Consider the following 19,765-nt stretch of genomic DNA (forward strand, 5'->3'; position numbering starts at 1 on the left):
TTGAATTTAGACTATTGACGGTTTAACTTCCCCTACATAGCAAACGTCGTCTGAAAACCAAATTTCCAGTTTTCAGACGACGTTTTACTTAGAGGCGGTTCTATTTACCCGATCATTTCATCGACTTTGCGTTGATAGCTTTTCAACAGCTCCGCCGAGCGGGCAAAGCGTTCGGCTTCGTCGTCTGAAAGTTGCAGGTCGATGATGCGGACCGCGCCTTGGCGGTTGACGACGGTCGGTACGCCGATATACACGCCGTTTTGTCCGAACTCGCCTTCAAGCAAGGTGGAAACGGGCAATACGACGCCTTGATTGTGCAGGATGGCGTTGGAGATACGGCTCAAGCCCATGCCGATGCCGTGGCTGGTCGAGCCTTTGGCGGCGATGACTTCGTAGGCAGCATTGCGCACGGTGTTATAGATTTTGTCCATACGCGCCTGCCCGTCTTCTGATTGTTCCAACATCTTCTGAACCGACATACCGGCGATGTTGGCGGTACTCCAAAGCGCAATGATGCTGTCGCCGTGTTCGCCGATCATCATGGCATCGACGCTCCAAGGCGCGACGTCGAATTCGTTGCCCAGACAGACGCGGAAACGGGCGGAGTCAAGGATGGTGCCCGAGCCGATAACGCGCTCTTTGGGCAAACCTGAAAAGCGCAGAACGGCATAAGACAGTACATCCACGGGGTTGGAGGCAACCAAGAAGATACCGTCAAAGCCGGAAGCCATGACTTTCGAAACGATGTCGTGGAAGATGCGCAGGTTTTTGTCGATTAAGTCCAAACGGGTTTCGCCGGGTGCCTGCGCCGCGCCCGCGCAAATACACACGATGTCTGCATCCGAACAATCATCGTAATCGCCGACGTAAATGCGTGCAGGCGAAGCGGCATAAGGCATTCCGTGGCGGAAGTCGCGCGCCTCGCCTTCCGCACGCGTGCGGTTGATGTCGATTAAAACCATATCGTCGCACAAGGCTTGGTTGAGCATGGAATAGGCGTAGCTGACACCGACCGCGCCCAAGCCTACGACAACCACTTTATTACCAACTTTTTTCATATTAATTCCTGCTTGTTTGTGAATAGGAATTATTAATAACACTTGGGCAGAGTGGCGTCAAATTTCAGACGACCTGTTTGATATGTAGCGGATTGTAGTGGAAAAATAAGCACATAAGGCATTTGCCGGTCACGGTGGGAGCAATAGCAAGAAAAGCAGTAAAGAGGCCTGATATAATGCAGTATATTTATTTTGATTTAAGTCATGAATATCATCATAAAACCGTTATAGTATAACTTACGGAGTGTGTCCGAAAATTCGGACGGATTTTGTTTGCAGACATTGCCGCCGAAATACGGAGGCACAATAGTTATGAATCATGATAATGAAAGGAAACGAATGAAAGCGAAATCTTTATTGGCGGTTTTGGCTGCCACCTGCATTTTGTCCGCTTGCAGCAGCGCAGGCAGCAGCTTGGCGGACGGACTGACCAAGCCGCTTGATCCTAATGCAAAAGATTGGAAGCAACTGACTGTTTCCGAATCTGTTCCCGACGACGGCGTACTGGAGTTGACCGACAGGGGCGGTAAAACCCAAACCCTGAAAAAAGGCGGGGTTTTGGATACGGGTTATCTGAAAAACGACCGTGTTTCCGACTTTGACTATGTGAAAAAAATTACTGTAAACGGACAACTTATCGAATTGGAACGCGGTGATTTTTTGGTGTATAAACAAAACCATTCCATCGTTGCCGCCACTTTGGCAAAGCAGAAAACCAATCCGGCAGATGGCACACGTTCCGAGGCATTCGATTTTCATGTTAACGAAATTCAGGGGCAGGATATTGCTTTCGGTAATCTGCCTAAATTGGGACAAATAAACTACAAAGGTATCGCGTTCAACGGCGACGACCGCAGCGGGCGTTTGTCTTACACGGTTGATTTTGAGAAGAAACAAGGCAGCGGCAGCATCAGCGGAATGCATAGCGGCTATAACGTCGAATTGGCGAAAACCGACATCCAAGCCATGGGCAACGGCTCAGGCTTGAGCGGCAAAGCCATGAAGGACGGTTTGGAAAAAGGTAGTTACGAGCTGAAGCTTTTCGGCAGTAAAGCTGAAGAAATTGCCGGTAAGGCTAAAATCAACGATGGCGGTAAAATTCAGGAAATCGGTTTTTCCGGTAAGAAAGAGTAGGGTGGGACAATCCTCAGTCTGACGGACAAGGTCGTCTGAAACCTTTATTTTAGATAAAAGGTTTCAGACGACCTTTTTGTATCGGAAATTTGGAAAATATAGCTAAATTACTTTATTTTCGATACGCAACTTACCGGGTGTCGTCATTCCCGCGCAGGCGGGAATCCATTTTTGAGATTCAGAAACTATTTTTCAAACCAAGGTTTCTCAAGTTTTACGATGGATTCCCGCTGTAGCCTGTTCTCGTGTAGGTGGGGGGCGAATGACGGAATTTGATGGCATGCTGTATTTAAAGTTAAGTATGTTTGCTATATGGTTTGTAGGTATGGATGCTTTGGACTCAAGCAACTTTCATGATGCGTTCGATTTCATGCCAAAAGCCGTCGGAGCGCAATTCGAGTTTGGCGATTAAGCCGCTTTCGATTTGGCGGACGGCGTGGTCGGACAGGGTCTGCGCTTCGGCGACGCGGGCAGGGGCGAGGTATGCCATGCGGTCGATGAAGTGGTAGCGTGCGCCGTCGTGGGTCGGATATGTCGACCAGTCTCGGATAAAGACGCCGTGCCAACAGTATGGATTCAGCGGGGCTTCGGTGGAATCTGCGCCGACGGGGAAAAAGCCGATGCCGCGTATGACGGAGGCGGGTTGCGGCGCGTCGGGGAGGCGGTTTTTCCGCAGGGTTTCGCTGCCTTCGGGGGATTGAAGCAGGACAAGTTGGCGGGGCAGTTTGGCGGCTTTGGCGGCGAGGGTGTCTTTGGCATTGAGGCCGCACATATCTGCGGATTTGCCGCTGTTGCTGCCGTAATATTTGCAGGTCAGTTCGATATGGTAGGGTTTGCTGTTGATGGAGGCGATGAAATCGGCGGCGCCTTGCGTGAGGTCGTCTGAAAATACGGGCAAGTTATAGGCGTAAAGCTCGGTATGCGGCGCGTGGGCAAACCAAAATGCGAGCAGGCGCTCGGCGTAGATACCGAGTCGGTTGCCGAAGGGGGCGTGTTCGGCAAGATAGTCATCTAAGGGGGCGGGATTGCCGTTCAAATCCAAAAGGTAGCGGAAGCCGCGTTCGCCCAATAGTTCGCGGACGCTCAATTCGCAGCCGCTTTGCCAAAGCGGCGGGGCGGTCAGCAGAGTGGCGAGGTCGCGGACGGACGGGTGGGAGAGTTTCCACCAAAGGGCATCTAAGGCGTAGTTCATGGCTGTATCTGGTTGATAGTTTGTCTGAGGTCGTCTGAAAACTTGCAATCAAGTTTTCAGACGACCTTTTTCAGTCTTTCTTCTTCAGACGATGGCTGACGGTATTGAAAAAGCCGCGCAGGATGTCGATGTCTTCGGTTTGTGTATTTGCTCTGCCGAACAGGCTTTGCATACGGCGCATCAGGCGTTCGCTGTTGCGGCGGTTGAAGAAGCCGATGTCGTCCATGACGCTTTCCATGTGGGCGATCATGCCTTTGATTTGCTCGTGTGTGGCGGCGTGGTCTTCCTGTTGCAGGTGGGTCATGGGCATATCGGTCTGGCTGAAGATTTCGTAACACACGACCTGAACGGCTTGGGCGAGGTTGAGCGAGAAATAGTCGGGGTTGCCGTTGATGGTCATCAGGCGGTTGCACGCCTGTACTTCTTCGATGCTCAAGCCGAAGGTTTCGTTACCGAAGACGAGGGCAACCTGTTCTCCGCGTTGTGCCGCCTGCAATAATTCGGGAACCAGTTCGCGCGGGGTTTGCAGCGGCGCGGTGATTTCGCGGCGGCGGCTGGTAAGGGCGCAGGCGAGCGTGGTGTCGGCGAGGGCTTCGTCAAGTGTGGCGGCAATCACGGCGTTGTGCAATACGTCTGCCGCGCCAGAAGCTAGGATGAAACTTTCCTCCGGCAGTTGGAAGTCTTGCGGGTGTTCGGGGTTGAAAACGGGCGGCTGCTCGGTCATCGGCGTGGACATCAAATTCGGGGCGACGATGGTGAGTTTGTGCAGCCCCATGGTCTTCATGGCGCGGGCGGCAGAGCCGATATTGGCAGGATGGCTGGTGCGGGTAAGGATGATGCGGATATTGCCGAGATAGTCGGGCAATTCGGGTTTGGCTGAAGTCATGTTTTGTTTTCGGTTTGTTCGGGAATCGGGTATAATGCGCCATCTTTTTGTTTTCAGACGACCTTTCGCCTTGGGGCTTGAGAGGTCGTCTGAAATGTTCTTTAACAACGTCGGAAACGTACAAACGTTGCGTCCGGTGCAGATGCACCGGACGGTATTTTACCTGATTTAGAAAGAAAACCCATGAATCCGTTTTTAAATACCGCTTTCAAAGCCGCCCGCAAAGCCGGGCAGATGATGATCCGCGCAAGCGGCAATCTGGATGCCGTCAAAATCGACAGCAAGGCATTCAACGATTTTGTTTCCGACGTTGACCGCAATTCTGAAATGATTTTGGTGGATGCGCTTAAAGAAGCCTATCCGCATCACAAAATCACTTGTGAAGAAGGCGGCTCCCATGGTAAAGCCTCTGCGGAATACGAATGGATCATCGATCCGCTCGACGGCACGACCAACTTCTTACACGGTCATCCCCAATACGCGATTTCTATGGCGCTGCTGCACAAAGGTGTGTTGCAGGAAGCTTTGGTGTACGCACCTGAGCGCAACGACGTTTACATGGCTTCGCGCGGCAAAGGTGCGTTGCTCAACGACCGCCGTATCCGCGTTTCTTCCCGTATTGAGTTGAACCGCTGCTTGATCGGTACCGGCTTTCCTGTTGTCGATCAAAGCATGATGGACAAGTATCTGGCGATTTTGAAAGACTTTTTGGCAAAAACGGCCGGAGGACGCAGAGAAGGCGCGGCTTCGTTGGATTTGTGTGCCGTGGCGGCCGGTCGTTTGGACGGTTTCTTCGAGTTCAACCTCAAGCCTTGGGATGTTGCCGCGGGCGCGCTGATCGTGCAGGAAGCGGGCGGTATCGTTACCGATATGTCCGGTAACGAAGGCTGGCTGGAAAGCGGCGATATCGTGGCAGCCAATCCGAAAGTGCTGGCGCAGATGCTGCAAATTATTGCCGGACATCTATAAACAGAAGGTCGTTTTCAGACGACCTTTTGACCGTTTTAATACGGTGTCGTGATTTAGCAATAGTAGGAATATCATCCATGTTACTTTCAGGCGCATATAACTACCTTTTGTCGCAATCTGAAAACAGAGATACCGATTAATGATAATATGCTCAAAGAATTGATTTGCAAAAGGCCGCGCCTCTGCCAATCAGATAAATGACGAACCGTATTGCTGTGAATAATATGAAGAAAAAATCTTTTTTGAATCGTCCCGAAGCATCCATCCTTCGCACCGGCCGAATTGCTGCCGCAGTTTGTGCGGCGGTGTGTGCGACAACAGCGCAGGCATATCCTTTGAAGGCTATTTTGAGAGATGCCATGGTGTCCGATCCGATTGTAAAGGAAGCAAAAGCGACTGAAGATTCCGCAAGAGGTACGACCAAGGCGACCCGTGCGCGGCATTATCCCGTGTTGACTTTGACGGGCACCAAAGTTTTGACGCAAAAAAACAAATATTCCAGCAGCGACATGAGTGACGGTATCGGTATACGCGGAACTGTGAATGTTTATTCGTGGGGCGCCATCAATTCAGCGGTAAGGCGTGATAAAAACAGAGAGCAATACTATCATCAGCGCTATTTTGAAAATCAGGAACGTCTGGGCAGCGACATCGGCAAGCTCTATCTGACCGCATTGCGCGCAAAAGAAATCCTGCGCATCAACCGTCAAAGTCTGGTTAGGCACAATAATCTTCTGAAAGATTTGAACATTATTGTGAAATACGACAGTGGCCGCCGCTCCGAACTCATCGAAGCGCGTGCGCGCCAGTTGCAGGTCGAATCGTCAATCGCCCAACAACAACGCACGATGGAATTGGCGTTGAGCCGTTTGTCCCGCTACACCGGACGGCAGTTGACGGCAGAAGATTTGGAAGATCCGTTTGCCAGCGACAGCGCGGAATCATTGGTTCGCCGTTTCAAAACCGCAGATAACAACACCAATCCTTCCTATCGGGCGCAGGTGGCAGAACGCGACAGCGTGAAGGCAGATTTGGACGTTTCCAAAGCAGAACGCCTGCCCGCCGTGAATCTGGAAGGTAATGCGAACCGTGACAACAGGCAGCTTTATCTGAATGTGGCATGGAATGTCTTAGACGTTGCCGCGCGCCATAATGTGCAGAAAAATGCCGATGCCCTGATTGCCGCCGAATCGAAATCCGAGCAGATTATGCGCGACATTACCGAGAAAACCCAAACCGCCGAAATCGACATGCGCGAGAGCGAACGCCGTGCCGATATTGCCGCTCAACATATTGCCGCCCAAAAAGACGTGGTTAAAACTTACGAGCTGCAATTTAAAATTGCCCGCCGCACGCTGACCGATGTTTTGGGCGCATACAACGAATTGTCCAGCATCGAGCAGGAAAACATTTCGGCGCGCAACGATTTCCGCGATGCCGCATTGGATTATTTGGCTGCGCAGGCGCAAATGGCGAATTGGGCAGGCTTGAAGCAATAACATAAAATCTTAACATCATTACTCATTACGCGAATTATCATGAAAGCAATCATTGAACATATTGTGTTGGTTACCCGTCTCTTAGGGGCGCCTGTGTCAGAAGCTGCGCTGACGGCAGAGGTGGTGCGGGATAAAAAACTCAATGTCAACTATCATTCCCTTGTCGAAGTCTTACGCAGCCACGGCTTTGAAAACACATTGTCCAAGCGCAATCTGGAAGACATTCCTTCGCTTGCCGTTCCTGTGATAATCATTCTTCACAACGAAGAAGCTGCCGTCATTACGAACATCGAAGGTTCGGGTCGAAACAGAAAATATCATATCCGTCAGGTAGATGGCTTGGAGCAGCAGCTTGATCATGACCAGCTTTCCGGTCTGTATCTGGGTTACTGCTGGTTTATCAAGCCAAAAATGGCGGCGGACACGCGTTCCGAACTGCCCGAATACCACCTCCCCAAAGCATGGTTTTGGAAAGTTATTTGGCGTTTCCGCAGCTATTACTATCAAGTGATTTTGGCGACCGTCATCATCAACTTCCTCGCCTTGGTCAGTTCGTTGTATGTCATGAACGTGTACGACCGCGTCATTCCCAACCAAGCCTATGAAACTCTTTGGGTGTTGAGTATCGGTGTTGTCCTTGCCATTTTGTTCGAATTTGCCGCCAAGATGATACGCGGCCATTTGACCGACATCGCCGGTAAAAAAGCCGACCTGATTATCAGCTCCGCCTTATTCCGCCGCGTGATGGCATTGCGCCTCGCCGACCGTCCCGCTTCGTCCGGTTCATATGCCAACAACCTGCGCGAATTTGAATCCGTACGTGAATTCATGACCAGCGCGAGCCTGTTGACTTTGGTGGACTTGCCGTTCCTGTTGCTGTTTATCTTTGTTATTTCGATAGTCGGCGGCAAACTGGCTTTGGTTCCTTTGGCGATTATTCCGATTGTCGTTATTGTCGGATTCATCGTCCAACGCCCCTTGTCGCGCCATATTAACGAATCCATGAAAGAAAGTTCGCAACGTTCAGGTCTTGCCGTAGAAGCTATCGAAGGTATCGAAACCCTGAAAACCAACAACGCGACTTCATGGGCGCAACAACGCTGGGACGAATTCACTGCCAAAACATCCGCCTCATCTATAAAAGTTAAAGATACCAGCAACTTCATGGTCAACTTCGCCGTTGCTATGCAGCAACTCAATACCGTCTTTTTGGTCGTTGTCGGTACCTATCTGATTCATGCCGACAACCACGCGGAACGGATTACCATGGGTGCGTTGATTGCCTCTGTCATCCTGTCCGGTCGAGCATTGGCGCCATTGGCTCAAGTTGCCGGTCTTGCTACCCGCTTCCAACAGGCTAAGTTGGCGTTAAGAGGCGTGAACGACATTGTTTCCCGTCCGATTGAGCGCAGCTCGGAGCGCAAATACATTACTTTGGATAACGTTCAAGGCAATATCGCCTTTGAAAACGTAACGTTTAAATACAAAAACGAAAGCAACAACGCGGTTGATGAGTTGCGCATCAACATCCGACCCGGTGAAAAAGTCGGTATTCTCGGACGCATCGGCAGCGGTAAAAGTACCATGTTGAAGCTGGCGAGCGGTCTGTACGATACCGAAAAAGGCAACGTAACCCTCGACGGCGTCGATATGCGCCAACTCGATCCGAACTTCCTGCGTAACCAAGTCCTCCTGTTTAGCCAATCTCCACGCCTCTTCTTGGGCACATTGCGCGAAAACATGGACTTGGCGCGTGCCGACAGCTATTCAACCGACCAAGACCTGCTGACCGCACTTAAACGCTTCGGTCTGGATCAAATCATCCGCAACCATCCGAGAGGCTTGGATATGCCTTTGGGTGAAGACGGCTTGGGTCTGTCTGGCGGTCAAAAACAAATCATTGCCCTCGCACGCATGACGCTGCGCGACCCTAAAGTCGTCCTTTTGGACGAACCGACAACAAGTCTCGACCAAGGTACCGAACGCATGGCATTGAACGCTATCGCCCAATGGGGACGCAACCGCACCATGCTCTTGGTAACCCACCGTCCGCAAGTGCTGCAAATCGTTAACCGCATCATCGTGATGGAAAACGGCAAAGTCGTTATGGACGGTCCGCGTGATTTAGTCTTGCAAAAACTGATGCAAAACGAGCAAAACAAAGTCAAAGCAGCACAACAAGCGCAGGAAAACCAACGTCCCGGCGAAGCGGCGCAAGCATGACGAAAAGGGAAAAGGTCGTCTGAAAACACGTAGAAAGCGTTTCAGACGATCTCTTTGAAAACAACAAACAGATACCGAAGATTCATCATTATGAGCGAAAACAACGTTAAATCCAAAGACCTGCATCTCATTAACGATTTGAATGCAGCCTTGCAAAAAGAAAAACACAGCGGCCAATTTTGGGTCATCATCCTGTTTTTCCTGCTGCTCGTCGTCTTTGTCGTATGGGCATACAACAGCACCGTTGAAGAAGTAACCCGTGGTAACGGCAACGTTATCCCCAGCAGTCGTGAACAAGTCATCCAAAGTTTAGACCCCGGCGTGATTACCCAAATGATGGTTAAAGAGGGCGATTTGGTTGAAAAAGACCAAATTCTGCTGAAGCTCGATGACACCCGCAGCCTTGCCGTTTTACGCGAGAGCGAAGCCAAAGTTCAAAACCTCGAAGCCACCATCGCCCGTCTTAAAGCCGAAGCCTACGGCGGCAAACTTAGTTTTCCTAAAAACGTCAGCCCTGAACTTCGTCGCCGCGAAACCGCCGCATATAATGCCCGCCGCCAAGCCATGACCGATGCCGTACAAAGCCTGGTACAAAGCAAAGCCGCACTCGACCGCGAAATCGCCATTACAGCGCCCATGGTGGCACAAGGTGTCATGTCCGAAGTCGAGCTCCTCAAAATGCGCCGCGAATCCAGCGATCTGACCCTGCAAATTGCTGAACGCCGCAACCGCTACAGAGCAGATGCCAACAACGAACTCGTCCAATCCGAGTCCGAGCTGGCGCAATCCAAAGAAAACATGGCGATGCGCGCCGACCCGGTTGACCGCTCCCAAATCCGCGCCCCCATGCGCGGTATCGTCAAAAACATTAAAATCAATACCATCGGCGGCGTAGTCAATCCTGGCGAAGAAATCATGCAAATCGTCCCTGTTGACGACAAACTCCTTGTCGAAGCCTATATCCGTCCGCAAGACATCGCCTTTATCCGCGCAGGACAGCCTGCTTTGGTTAAAGTCAGCGCATATGACTACTCCATCTATGGCGGTCTGGACGGCAAAGTTACCCTCGTTGGCGCAGATACCGTCAGTAACTCCATGCAAAGCCGCGCCAATGACTTGAAACTCGACCCCAACCAAGTTTACTACCGAGTCATCGTCCAAACTGAGAACAACACTCTGAAAGACAAAAACGGTAAAGACATGCCGATCATCCCCGGTATGGTTGCTACGGTGGACATTAAAACCGGTGAAAAAACCATATTCCAATACCTGATCAAACCGATTACTCGTATGAAGCAGGCATTGAGCGAGCGTTAATTTTTTCCTAATAAAACTTGATTAACCGTACAAAAGGTCGTCTGAAAATGTATTTCAGACGACCTTTTGGTCGAATAGGGGAGTATTGGCAGTCCTCACTCCTATTTGTACGGGAATAGGGTCTTACAGTATTTTCATCTCGATCCGTTTCTTTTACGAATATAACGAAATCATCTTTTTTTAAAACCAAGCATTCTTTCCCATTTTCAGACGACCTCATTAAAGTAACGGGCAATCCGAGAATTAAGGAAAGAACCATGACCGCAACCACCGCCCCGCTTTTGCGCTTCATCACCGCCGGCAGCGTCGACGACGGCAAATCCACCCTCATCGGCCGCCTGCTCTACGACAGCAAAACCCTGCTGACCGACCAGCTCGACAAACTCAACCGCGCCGCCGAGAACGGCGAAACGCCCGACTTCGCCAGCCTCACCGACGGCCTTGCTGCCGAGCGCGAACAAGGCATCACCATCGATGTCGCCTACCGCTATTTCGCCACGCCCAAGCGCAAATTCATCATCGCTGACACGCCGGGACACGAACAATACACCCGCAACATGGTAACGGGTGCATCGACCGCCGATGCCGCCATTGTCCTGATAGACGCGACGCGCGTCGATTTTTCCGGCAGCGAACCCGTCCTTCTGCCGCAAACCAAACGCCACAGCGCGATTCTGAAACTCTTGGGCTGCCCCAACGTCATCATCGCCGTCAACAAACTCGACCTGCTCGACTTCGACGAAACCAAATATCAGGCCATTACCGCAGCCTACCGCAAACTGGCTGAACAAATCAGCCTCCAAGCCCAAATCCACTTCCTGCCCATCAGCGCGTTAAAAGGCGACAACATCGTCAACGCCAGCAGCCAAACCCCGTGGTATCAAGGTTTGCCGCTTTTACCCCTGCTCGAAAGCCTGCCCGTCAACCGCCAAAACGCCGCCGACCAAGCCGCCCATTTCCCCGTGCAGCGCGTCGCACGGCAAGACGGCAGCAGCAGCGACGACTTCCGCGGCTATCAAGGCAGACTGGAAGCAGGTCGTCTGAAAACCGGCGACGAAGTTAAAATCCTACCTAGCGGACACACCGCCAAAATCGCCGAAATCTACAATCCAAACGGCAAAACCGAATCCGCCGAAGCAGGCGAAGTGCTGACCGTCGCGCTCGACACCGACCTCGACATCTCGCGCGGCAACAGCATCGCCGCCGCCGACAGCCCCGTCGCGCCCGAACAGCAGTTTCAAGCCTCGCTGTGCTGGTTCGACGACATCCCGCTCAACCTGCGCCGCAAATACCTGCTGAAACACACCACCCAAACCACGCCCGTCAAAATCAGCGCGATTTCCTACGTTTGGGACGTGAACACCCTCAGCCGCGTCGAGTCCGCCGACACACTCAAACTCAACGACATCGGCAGCGTCAGCCTCAAAACCCAGCAGCCGATCGCCGCCGCGCCCTATGAGGAAAACCATGCCCTCGGCGCGTTCGTCCTGATAGACGAAGCCACCAACCACACCGTCGCCGCAGGCATGATACGCAAGGCAGACCATGCGGACAGTTTTGAAATTTAAAACAGGGCATCTTGAATTGAAGAGGTCGTCTGAAAAACCGAAGCAGAGTTTTTCAGACGACCTCTTTAACATGGCAGACTAAGGCAGGGAATATGGCAAGTTGGCTTTAAGTCCTGCGGCGCAGCCTTGTCCTCATCCAACGCGGCGAAAATTACAGTGAATTAAAATAACGAAATCGCGGCATGGCATTTTTATTTGGATGCATGGTAAAAGGTCGTCTGAAATCGGAAAGGAAGGTTTTCAGATGATCTCTCATGACGGCTCGTCTGAATCAAACAATTTTCGGCACGCATACAGCAGTCCGCCCGTCAATACGGCCAGACCCACCGCCGCCCAATACGAATCGGCATAGCCGACCGACTTTGCCAGCCGCAGGGCGGCGAAACCGGCCGCGTAACTGCCGAGCAGGACGACGGAAAATTGCAGGCTGCTGTCGAGTGCGGCGGTGGCGCGGTCGGATTTGTCCATCACCAACGCCAGTATTACCGGCAGCAGCAGCGTGTAGCTCAGGCTCAGGGCGATGATTTGCGCGGGTGGCAGCCAAGGGTGGACGCGGGCAAGCGCGTCGATGGCGGTCATGGACGCCAAAAGCGGCAGTTGCAGCGCGTAGAGCAGGAACACGAGTTTGCGGCGCGGATAATTGCGCGAAAACCAGCCCGACAGCGGCGTAACAATCAGGCAGGCAACAGGAATACCCACCGCCAGAATTCCGCCCGTCTGTTTCGGGGAGAAGCCCAAATCCGCCAGCTTGGGCACAAAAGTCGCCGCCGCAAACGCATACGGTGCGGCAACGGCAAACAGCAAAACCAGCCACCGCCAGCCCGTTTCAGGTCGCCGCCAAAAGGAGACCAGCCGTGCCGCTAACGCCGTCAAACCGCCTTGTGCCGTCGGGCTTTCCGGCTCGCGGTAGCACAAGAGTTGCAGCAACATCAGCAGGGTGAACGCCAGCATAAAGCCCGCCGCCGCCGTCTGCCCGTATTCCTGATACAGCCACAACACCAGCGCACCGCCTATCATCTTGCCGCCGCGCGCCGCCATCGTCTGAATCACACCACCGAAACCGCGTTCGCGGTGCGGCAGGACGATGCACGACAAGCCCAGCATCGCGCAGCCGTATACCGCCGACATTGCCGAGAGCAAAACGCAGCAGGTCAAAAGCAGCGGGAAATTCCGTGACATGTCGGTGCAGGCCATCAGCCCGAACACCGCCGAAAGCCCCAGCGTCGCCGCCAGCAGCCAGCCGCGAAACCGCCCGAACCGTCCCGCCGGACGCCGCTCCATCAGCGCGGCAAACAACACCTTCGCCGCTTCGATACCGCCGATTAAATGTATCCAGCTCAGTTGGTTCAGGCTGTAACCGTGGTTTTTCAAAATAGCGACCAGCGCGACCAGATAAAAACCGGTCAGCGTGAATTTGTAGGTGCTGCCGCCGATAAGCAGCAGCCAGTCGCGCGGGGTGGGGGAAGCGGAGGTTTGCGGCATGGGTTGGTTTTCCTTGGGGCGGAGCGTGTGAAGGTAAAGGCCGTCTGAAAATAAAAAAATCAAGCGTGTGCAGCCGATTTGCGGCCGAAAAACCGCTATCGGTGTTTGCAGTCTTTTCAGACGGCCTTTAACGCTTCTTCCGCCCGCAGCAGGGCGGTTTGCTCGTCGGCTTCGACGATGTAGTTCACGCCCAGCGCGGGGGCGAGTTTGGACGATTGTTCGCGGAAGAATTGCAGTTGCGCCGCGTCGGGTTCGATGAGGAGCATGGCGGCGCAGCGTTCGGCGAGTTGCGGCCGGTGCGCCTTTATCCATTCGATGTAGGTTTTGCGGTCGGCAATGCGCTGTTCGTCGCTCACCTGCCGCCGCATGGGGGTGCAGACGGTGGCGAAGCGGGTGTTTTGGCTTAACAGGGTTTCGAATTCGGTCAGCCAGTCGGAAAAGTCGGCGACGTGGGTCAGGTCGGTTAGGTAGATGGCGCCTTCGGGCAGGGTTTTGACGGGGGTGAAGTAGTGCATGGGATTCCTTTGGGTGTTGGGGAAGCAGGGTAGGTCAATAGTTGGGCATTTATGCTTGGCTTTTTATTAGATTTCTTGTGCCGTCATTAGTTTACGCAAGTCCGCTTCGCTACCCCCGCGCAGGTGGGAATCCAGAATGGAGACTCGAAGGTACTTCTTTATCTGAATAAGTTTCTGTGCGGATAGGTCTGGATTCCCGCCTGCGCGGGAATGACGGTAATCGGTTGTTACGGCCGTTTCAGACGATCTTCGTTATTCCAGTAACCGTAGGTAGGGCATAAATGCCTGACCTACGATTGTTTCAGACGACCTCCATCATTTCAGCCCCGCCTAAAACTTCCATTCCGCGCTCACGCCCACGCTTCTGGGGCGTTGGTAGAGTGCGTCTTGGCGGTCGGCGCCGAAAATGAATATGGGGCGGCGGCGGTTGAACAAGTTGTCGGCGTAGAGCGAGACGCGGCCTTGTTTGAAGTTGTAGGCGGTGTAGAGGTTGACTTGGTTGTATGCGCCGATTTTGCCTGATTCGGCATTGTCGGCGGCGGAGTAGTAGCCGCCGTAGAAGCGCACGTCGCCGCCGGCTTCCCAGCCTTTGTCGTTCAGGTATTTCACGCCGATGTTGGCGGTGTATTTGGGTGCGCGGCCGAGTTTGTTGCCTTCGATGCCGCTGTCGGGATAGCTTTTGATTTTGGTGTTGAGCAGCCCCAGTCCGGTGGTGAGTTTCAGGCTGTCGGTCGCCTGCCAGTCTGCGGCGAGTTCCGCGCCGTAGGTATGGACTTTTTTGGCGTTGCGGATGACGACGGAGTTGGTGCCGAGATAGAAGGGGAGCTGCATGTCGCGGTAGTGGTTCAGGAACAGGTTGCCGGAGAGTTGCAGGCGGCGGTCTGCGCTGCGCCAGCGGGTGTACCACTCGTAGTTGTTCACATATTCGGGTTCATAAGTGTAGGTTACGACGGGGCGGCCGAAGGTGATGCCCGCGCCGCCCGGGTTGTAGCCGCGCGCGGCTTTGATGCCGCTGACCCATTGGTCGGTGGGTTTGAAGGCGATGTCGATTTTGGGTAGGAACACGGTCTGGCCTTTGTCTAAATCAAGGTGCAGTGCGCCGCTGCCGCCGCTTCGTTTGTGCGTTTCTTTTTCAAGGCGTGCGGCGGCTGTGATGTCCCATTTTTCGCTGGGGCTGTATGTGGTTTCGGCAAACAGGGCGCGCACGCTGTTGCGGTCGTCAAAGGTGTTGCGGCCGCCGACACTGCGGATATCTACCCATTCGTCTTGTTTGCTGCGGAAGTAGTGCAGTCCGGCAAGGCCTTTCAGACGGCCTTTGTTGGAAAAATGCAATACCGGCTCCCATTGCAGTTCGCGGCCTTTGAGTTCGGCGGGCACGCCTTGCGGGCTGACGGTCATCGGCAGGTGCAGCCGCTCGTTGTGGTAGCGGCCGTAAACCAGTTTGTTTTCCAGTTTCAAATAGTCGTTAAGCTGCCACGATACGTCCCAGATGCCCGATGTCGAGCCGGTTACGAACACGGGCTTTTCTTTTAAAAAACGGCGGCTGGCGGTATTGCCCATGATTTCGTTTTGCGGTGCGCGCGAACGGATGTGGTTCAGCGTCAGGCGGCTGTAAAAATCGGGATGATTTTCGGGCGTGAGCAGGAGTTTGAAGCGCACGTTGGTGTTTTCCACGCGGCGCGGGTTGCCGGTCGGCTCATAGGACACGAACGGCTCGTAGCTTTCACGCTGCTGCCGCTCCGCGCTCAAGCGGAAGGCAAGGTTGTTTTTCACAATCGGGCCGGACACTACGCCGGCGACATTACGCGTTTTCTGGTTGCCCAAACCCAAGCGCAGCGCGCCTTCCCATTCGTCGGTCGGATCTTTGGAACGCATCACCACCGCGCCCGCCACCGCGTTCTGCCCGCGCACATGGCTTTGCGGCCCGCGCAAGACTTCCACTTGCTGCATGTCCCACAGCGACTGCGTGCCGAAGGCGTATTCGTTGTAAGTGGCGGAGCGGCCGTCTATGGACAGGTTCAGGCGCGGCCGAGTGCCCGCGAAAAACGCCACCGCGCCGACGGCGGGGCCGGAACCATCGACACCGCGCACAGTCGGCAGATCGTTGCCGCTGCCCAAGTCCACCGTGTTCACGGTCTGTTTGAGCAAGTCGGTTGCGGAAAGATTGTGGCCGCTGCGGTCGATGTTCGGCGCGGTGAAAACGCGGTTGGATGTGGCGGTTTCAAAGCCGCTGCGGTTGGTGCGTTCGCCGGTGACGACGACTTCTTCCAACTGCACTTGTTCCGCATCTTGCGCCGCATCGGCGGCATAAATCCATTCGGAGGCGAAAGCGGCAGCAAGCAGCAGCGGCAGGCGGCGGAGGGTAGGTTTCTGCATTTCCTTATCCTTTCAGACGACATACGTCGGAGCGGATTGAACATCAGACAATCCAACCACTCCATCAGTATGCAAATATTTGTTGTTTACACATTTACATAAAACAAACTATTAATGTAAAGTATAAGAAACAAAAAACAGGAATGCAAGTGTTTATCATTCACTTTACATCCCCCCTTTTTATAGTGAACTATCTAAAAAACAATTCCCTCTCCCGTTCGGCGGGAGAAGGTTGGGGGAGGGCGATTCTGTAACCTTTATGAATTTGGCCTGCTAAGCATCCGACAGCCCCCTGTCCGCAGGGCGGAGCGGAGGGATAAGGAAAGAGGTCGTCTGAAACGCCGCCGTATTGCCATTGCCGCCGTGGGGAAATATGATGAGTATCCGACTTGCGGATAACTTTAATGAAAACCCTTTATGAACAAAATCAAAACCTTCCTACCGTCATGACCGCCAGCAAACAACAAACCATCGCCGACACCGCCCGCCGCCTGTTCCGCGAACACGGCTTTTCCGCCGTATCCGTAGGCGGAATCTGTGCCGAGGCCGCCGTCAGCCGCGTTACCTTTTACAAATATTACAGCGGCAAAAACGCGCTCTTGCAGGAAATCGTTACCGAACAGAAAAACCGCGTCCGTGCCGAATTTGAGGCGCTGCTTGCACGGCAATGCAACCTGCGCGAAGCCGCCGAAGCCGTGTTTGTCCTACAAAAACAATCGTTTGAAGAACTCTATTCCGCCGCCTTCCTGCGTGACATCGAAGAAAACACCGATTTGGAGCTGGAGCGGTTTTTCCATGAGTTGAACGAAGAAAAATACGCCTTTATGCGCAGCTTCTTCCACACCCTGCAACAACGCCGCCTGATTCAGCCCGATTTGCCGGTGGAACTCATCGACCTGTTCATCCGTCAGGCGGATATATTGATGCGCCATCCGCAACTGGCCGCGCTTTATGCCGCTGCGCCGCAAAAACTGCCGCAGGATATATTGGGATTGTTGCTGCACGGTTTGGCGGGAGAGGACGATGAACGCCTGGGATGATTGATCCGTGGGTAGTCGAAAGAGGTTTATCGTGTTTGATAAAACGTCGTCTGAAAACGGATTGCCCGTTTTCAAACGACGTTTCGGATGTTTGCCATATCAAAAATTACAGTAACTCGGAGTCGGGATAAGCAGCAGGCTAATTACCAGCCGATAAAGAGTTTTCTCAAATATCTACGGTTTGTGGGGAAACAGGCAATATACCGTCAAACCTGTGATAAAAGGATGGCTGAAAATATCCTGTTTTTATTTTTTCCCCGTCAAATAGAAACGTCGTCTGAAACCTGATTTTCGGTTTCAGACGACGTTTGCGCTCAGGCTTCTTCTAAAAATCCGGTTTGCCTCAGCTCAGCCGATGATATTGGAAGCGCTCAGCAAAGCCGCCTGACTGTCGTCAAATTTGGCGAACACGGTATTGCTGCTTGCACCTGCCGCTCGGTAGGCGAGGGTTTGAGATACAGAGTCGAAGACGAGGTAAGAACGGCCAGTGTCGTAATAATAAGGATTTTTGACGAACAGTTCCGACCAGCTCACATTTGCCTCGCTGCCGCTTAGCAGGGAACGCATACCGGACAGGTCAAGCTTGTCCATATAAGGGTTGAAGTCGGTAATACGGTCCATACTGCCGTCGCGGATGTCTGAGGTGGAGAAAGCGACGGTATCTTTGCCTGCACCTGTAACGATGGTATCGCTGCCCGAACCGCCTGTGAGGTAGTCGTTGCCGTCGCCGCCGTGGAGGTAATCGATCCCGTCTCCTCCATTCAGCCTGTCATCCCCGTCGCCGCCGTAGAGATAGTCGTTTCCACTGTCGCCCGACAACAGGTCGTCTCCACTCATGCCGTAAAGGGTATCGTTGCCGCCCTCACCGTTTAATTGGTTGTGGCCGCTGTTGCCGGTAATGGTATTGTCGCCGTAATTGCCGATGCCGAAAGTGTTGTTGCTGCCGGTCAGGGTCAGGTGTTCGACGTAGGTTGGGATTGTGTAGGAAACACTACTATATATCGTATCGACACCTTCTCCCCAGCGTTCAATCACTTTATCATTGATATTGTCGACATAATAATTATCATGACCATCATCGCCACGCATGGTGTCAGCTCCGCTACCGCCGTAGAGATGGTCGTTACCATCCCCTCCCATCAGCAGGTCGTTGCCTTCATTGCCGTATAGCGTGTCGCTGCCGCGTCCTCCGCTTAATCGGTTATTGCCGCTGTTTCCCGTCAGAATATTATCGGCGTTGTTGCCGAATGCGAAGGTATTGTCGTTGCCTGTCAGCGTTAGGTTTTCAACGTGAGTTGGCGCGGTATAGGTAACACTGCTGTAAATCGTGTCGATACCGCCGTTCATTTCCTCAATAACCGTATCGTTTACATTATCAACATGATAGACATCATTTCCCAAGCCGCCGGCCATAGTGTCTGCACCGCTGCCGCCGTCTAAAGTATCGTTGCCATAGCCTCCGTCGAGCAGGTCGTTGCCTGCATCGCCACGCAGGATGTCATCACCTTGTCCGCCGTAAAGTTCATCGCGATCATCACCACCCATTAATAGGTCGTTACCTTCCATGCCATAGAGCGTGTCGCTACCTCGCCCGCCACTCAAGCGATTGTTGCCGCTGTTGCCGATAAGGCTGTTATCGGCATTGTTGCCAAAGCCGAAGATATTGTCTTTACCTTCTAAAATCAGTTTTTCAACGTGGGTTGGCGCGGTATAGGTAACACTGCTGTATATCGTATCGTAGCCTGCATCTGCGTCTTCGACGACTGTATCTTTTACATTATCTACATAGAAAGTATCGTTTCCCTTTCCTCCGAGCATGGTGTCCATACCCGTACCGCCATATAAGATATCTTCCCCGTCATGGCCATATAGAAAATCGTTTCCGCTTCCACCATTCAGAACGTCGTTGCCGCCTAGTCCGCCAAGTCGGTCATCACCATCGTCGCCCCATAGATAATCGTTGCCATTTCCGCCAAGCATCCGATCATTGCCGCCTTTGCCGTATAGACGGTTGCCGTTGGAATTGCCCCATATAACATTGTCTGCATCATTGCCGATACCTAACATACTGTTGCCCTGCAACTTCAGATCTTCGACATGTTCCGGTAAGGTAAAGTCGGTGCTGCTATAGATTAGATCGCGGCCTTCGTTTTCACGCTCGATGATGGTATCGCCCGCATTTTTACTGTAATAAGTATCGTTCCCTAAGCCACCGTAGAATATGGTATGTCCCGTACTACCATATAAAGTATCATTACGGTCCGTACCGGTAATAACGACGGATTGGTTGTTTTTTAAAGAAAGCAATGTATCAGCCATAATAGTTCTCCTGTGGAAAAATGGATGGGAAGAGTGAATAATAAATTTATATCTATTTGACATTAAATAGATTTTTTCTTATATGGCATGATGTCGATTGTATCGGAGAAAACAATAATGGATAAGATATAATAATTTAATATATTGTTTAATATGTTAATTTAAAATTAGAAATAATTAGGTAGAA

14 protein-coding genes are annotated in these 19,765 nt (G+C 52.6%); 7 read left to right on the forward strand and 7 right to left on the reverse strand.

Features of this window, described 5'->3' with window-relative positions:
* Window positions 1-104: 104 nt before the first annotated feature.
* Window positions 105-1,058, reverse strand: coding sequence for an L-lactate dehydrogenase (locus NSCA4_RS0112200; RefSeq protein WP_016688369.1), 954 nt, complete (start codon window positions 1,056-1,058; stop codon window positions 105-107).
* Window positions 1,059-1,397: 339 nt separating this feature from the next.
* On the opposite strand from NSCA4_RS0112200, the gene NSCA4_RS0112205 reads away from it, so the two are divergent.
* The gene (locus tag NSCA4_RS0112205; protein WP_016688370.1) at window positions 1,398-2,192 is read left to right on the forward strand and encodes a factor H-binding protein; all 795 of its coding nucleotides are present in this window, start codon (window positions 1,398-1,400) and stop codon (window positions 2,190-2,192) included.
* A 340-nt stretch (window positions 2,193-2,532) separates the two neighbouring features.
* Here NSCA4_RS0112205 and NSCA4_RS0112210 read toward each other — a convergent pair whose 3' ends face one another.
* Together NSCA4_RS0112210 and NSCA4_RS0112215 are read right to left on the reverse strand one after the other, a co-directional pair.
* Window positions 2,533-3,384 (reverse strand): DUF1853 family protein, encoded by an 852-nt coding sequence (locus NSCA4_RS0112210; protein WP_016688371.1) that lies wholly within the window; start codon window positions 3,382-3,384, stop codon window positions 2,533-2,535.
* 70 nt (window positions 3,385-3,454) lie between these two features.
* Complete coding sequence (locus tag NSCA4_RS0112215) at window positions 3,455-4,270, reverse strand: RNA methyltransferase (protein ID WP_016688372.1); 816 nt, start codon at window positions 4,268-4,270, stop codon at window positions 3,455-3,457.
* A 183-nt stretch (window positions 4,271-4,453) separates the two neighbouring features.
* Here NSCA4_RS0112215 and NSCA4_RS0112220 point away from each other — a divergent pair, with 183 nt between their 5' ends.
* The 5 genes from NSCA4_RS0112220 to NSCA4_RS0112240 all read left to right on the forward strand — a co-directional run bounded on the left by NSCA4_RS0112220 (window position 4,454) and on the right by NSCA4_RS0112240 (window position 11,846).
* The gene (locus NSCA4_RS0112220; protein WP_016688373.1) at window positions 4,454-5,239 is read left to right on the forward strand and encodes an inositol monophosphatase family protein; all 786 of its coding nucleotides are present in this window, start codon (window positions 4,454-4,456) and stop codon (window positions 5,237-5,239) included.
* A gap of 197 nt (window positions 5,240-5,436) precedes the next feature.
* Window positions 5,437-6,738, forward strand: coding sequence for a TolC family protein (locus NSCA4_RS0112225; RefSeq protein WP_016688374.1), 1,302 nt, complete (start codon window positions 5,437-5,439; stop codon window positions 6,736-6,738).
* Window positions 6,739-6,777: 39 nt separating this feature from the next.
* Window positions 6,778-8,961: a type I secretion system permease/ATPase gene (locus tag NSCA4_RS0112230; RefSeq protein ID WP_016688375.1), complete on the forward strand. Its 2,184-nt coding sequence runs from the start codon at window positions 6,778-6,780 to the stop codon at window positions 8,959-8,961.
* Window positions 8,962-9,051: 90 nt separating this feature from the next.
* Entirely contained in the window at window positions 9,052-10,278 is a 1,227-nt protein-coding gene (locus tag NSCA4_RS0112235) for an HlyD family type I secretion periplasmic adaptor subunit (RefSeq protein WP_016688376.1), read from the forward strand.
* 257 nt (window positions 10,279-10,535) lie between these two features.
* A complete protein-coding gene (locus tag NSCA4_RS0112240) occupies window positions 10,536-11,846 on the forward strand; it encodes a sulfate adenylyltransferase subunit 1 (RefSeq protein WP_016688377.1) in 1,311 nt (436 codons plus the stop codon).
* 252 nt (window positions 11,847-12,098) lie between these two features.
* On the opposite strand, the gene NSCA4_RS0112245 is transcribed toward NSCA4_RS0112240, so the two are convergent.
* The 3 genes from NSCA4_RS0112245 to NSCA4_RS0112255 all read right to left on the reverse strand — a co-directional run bounded on the left by NSCA4_RS0112245 (window position 12,099) and on the right by NSCA4_RS0112255 (window position 16,219).
* A complete protein-coding gene (locus NSCA4_RS0112245; RefSeq protein ID WP_016688378.1) occupies window positions 12,099-13,328 on the reverse strand; it encodes an MFS transporter in 1,230 nt (409 codons plus the stop codon).
* A 116-nt stretch (window positions 13,329-13,444) separates the two neighbouring features.
* The gene (locus NSCA4_RS0112250; protein WP_016688379.1) at window positions 13,445-13,843 is read right to left on the reverse strand and encodes a hypothetical protein; all 399 of its coding nucleotides are present in this window, start codon (window positions 13,841-13,843) and stop codon (window positions 13,445-13,447) included.
* A 330-nt stretch (window positions 13,844-14,173) separates the two neighbouring features.
* Window positions 14,174-16,219, reverse strand: a complete 2,046-nt coding sequence (locus NSCA4_RS0112255) for a TonB-dependent receptor (RefSeq protein ID WP_016688380.1) — start codon at window positions 16,217-16,219, stop codon at window positions 14,174-14,176.
* Window positions 16,220-16,623: 404 nt separating this feature from the next.
* On the opposite strand from NSCA4_RS0112255, the gene NSCA4_RS0112260 reads away from it, so the two are divergent.
* Window positions 16,624-17,259, forward strand: coding sequence for a TetR/AcrR family transcriptional regulator (locus tag NSCA4_RS0112260; protein ID WP_016688381.1), 636 nt, complete (start codon window positions 16,624-16,626; stop codon window positions 17,257-17,259).
* Window positions 17,260-17,607: 348 nt separating this feature from the next.
* On the opposite strand, the gene NSCA4_RS0112270 is transcribed toward NSCA4_RS0112260, so the two are convergent.
* Window positions 17,608-19,578: a calcium-binding protein gene (locus NSCA4_RS0112270; RefSeq protein WP_016688383.1), complete on the reverse strand. Its 1,971-nt coding sequence runs from the start codon at window positions 19,576-19,578 to the stop codon at window positions 17,608-17,610.
* Between the last annotated feature and the right edge of the window lie 187 nt (window positions 19,579-19,765).

Source organism: Neisseria sicca 4320 (assembly GCF_000193735.1).
GTDB classification, from domain to species: Bacteria; Pseudomonadota; Gammaproteobacteria; order Burkholderiales; family Neisseriaceae; genus Neisseria; species Neisseria sicca_E.

Bases quoted from the DNA above. Each gene is read 5' to 3' on its own strand.
- NSCA4_RS0112240 (WP_016688377.1), top strand. From the start codon at position 10,536: ATGACCGCAACCACCGCCCCGCTTTTGCGCTTCATCACCGCCGGCAGC.
- NSCA4_RS0112205 (WP_016688370.1), top strand. From the start codon at position 1,398: ATGAAAGCGAAATCTTTATTGGCGGTTTTGGCTGCCACCTGCATTTTG.
- NSCA4_RS0112260 (WP_016688381.1), top strand. From the start codon at position 16,624: ATGAAAACCCTTTATGAACAAAATCAAAACCTTCCTACCGTCATGACC.
- NSCA4_RS0112210 (WP_016688371.1), bottom strand. From the start codon at position 3,384: ATGAACTACGCCTTAGATGCCCTTTGGTGGAAACTCTCCCACCCGTCC.
- NSCA4_RS0112235 (WP_016688376.1), top strand. From the start codon at position 9,052: ATGAGCGAAAACAACGTTAAATCCAAAGACCTGCATCTCATTAACGAT.
- NSCA4_RS0112225 (WP_016688374.1), top strand. From the start codon at position 5,437: ATGACGAACCGTATTGCTGTGAATAATATGAAGAAAAAATCTTTTTTG.
- NSCA4_RS0112200 (WP_016688369.1), bottom strand. From the start codon at position 1,058: ATGAAAAAAGTTGGTAATAAAGTGGTTGTCGTAGGCTTGGGCGCGGTC.
- NSCA4_RS0112250 (WP_016688379.1), bottom strand. From the start codon at position 13,843: ATGCACTACTTCACCCCCGTCAAAACCCTGCCCGAAGGCGCCATCTAC.
- NSCA4_RS0112230 (WP_016688375.1), top strand. From the start codon at position 6,778: ATGAAAGCAATCATTGAACATATTGTGTTGGTTACCCGTCTCTTAGGG.
- NSCA4_RS0112255 (WP_016688380.1), bottom strand. From the start codon at position 16,219: ATGCAGAAACCTACCCTCCGCCGCCTGCCGCTGCTGCTTGCTGCCGCT.
- NSCA4_RS0112245 (WP_016688378.1), bottom strand. From the start codon at position 13,328: ATGCCGCAAACCTCCGCTTCCCCCACCCCGCGCGACTGGCTGCTGCTT.
- NSCA4_RS0112215 (WP_016688372.1), bottom strand. From the start codon at position 4,270: ATGACTTCAGCCAAACCCGAATTGCCCGACTATCTCGGCAATATCCGC.
- NSCA4_RS0112270 (WP_016688383.1), bottom strand. From the start codon at position 19,578: ATGGCTGATACATTGCTTTCTTTAAAAAACAACCAATCCGTCGTTATT.
- NSCA4_RS0112220 (WP_016688373.1), top strand. From the start codon at position 4,454: ATGAATCCGTTTTTAAATACCGCTTTCAAAGCCGCCCGCAAAGCCGGG.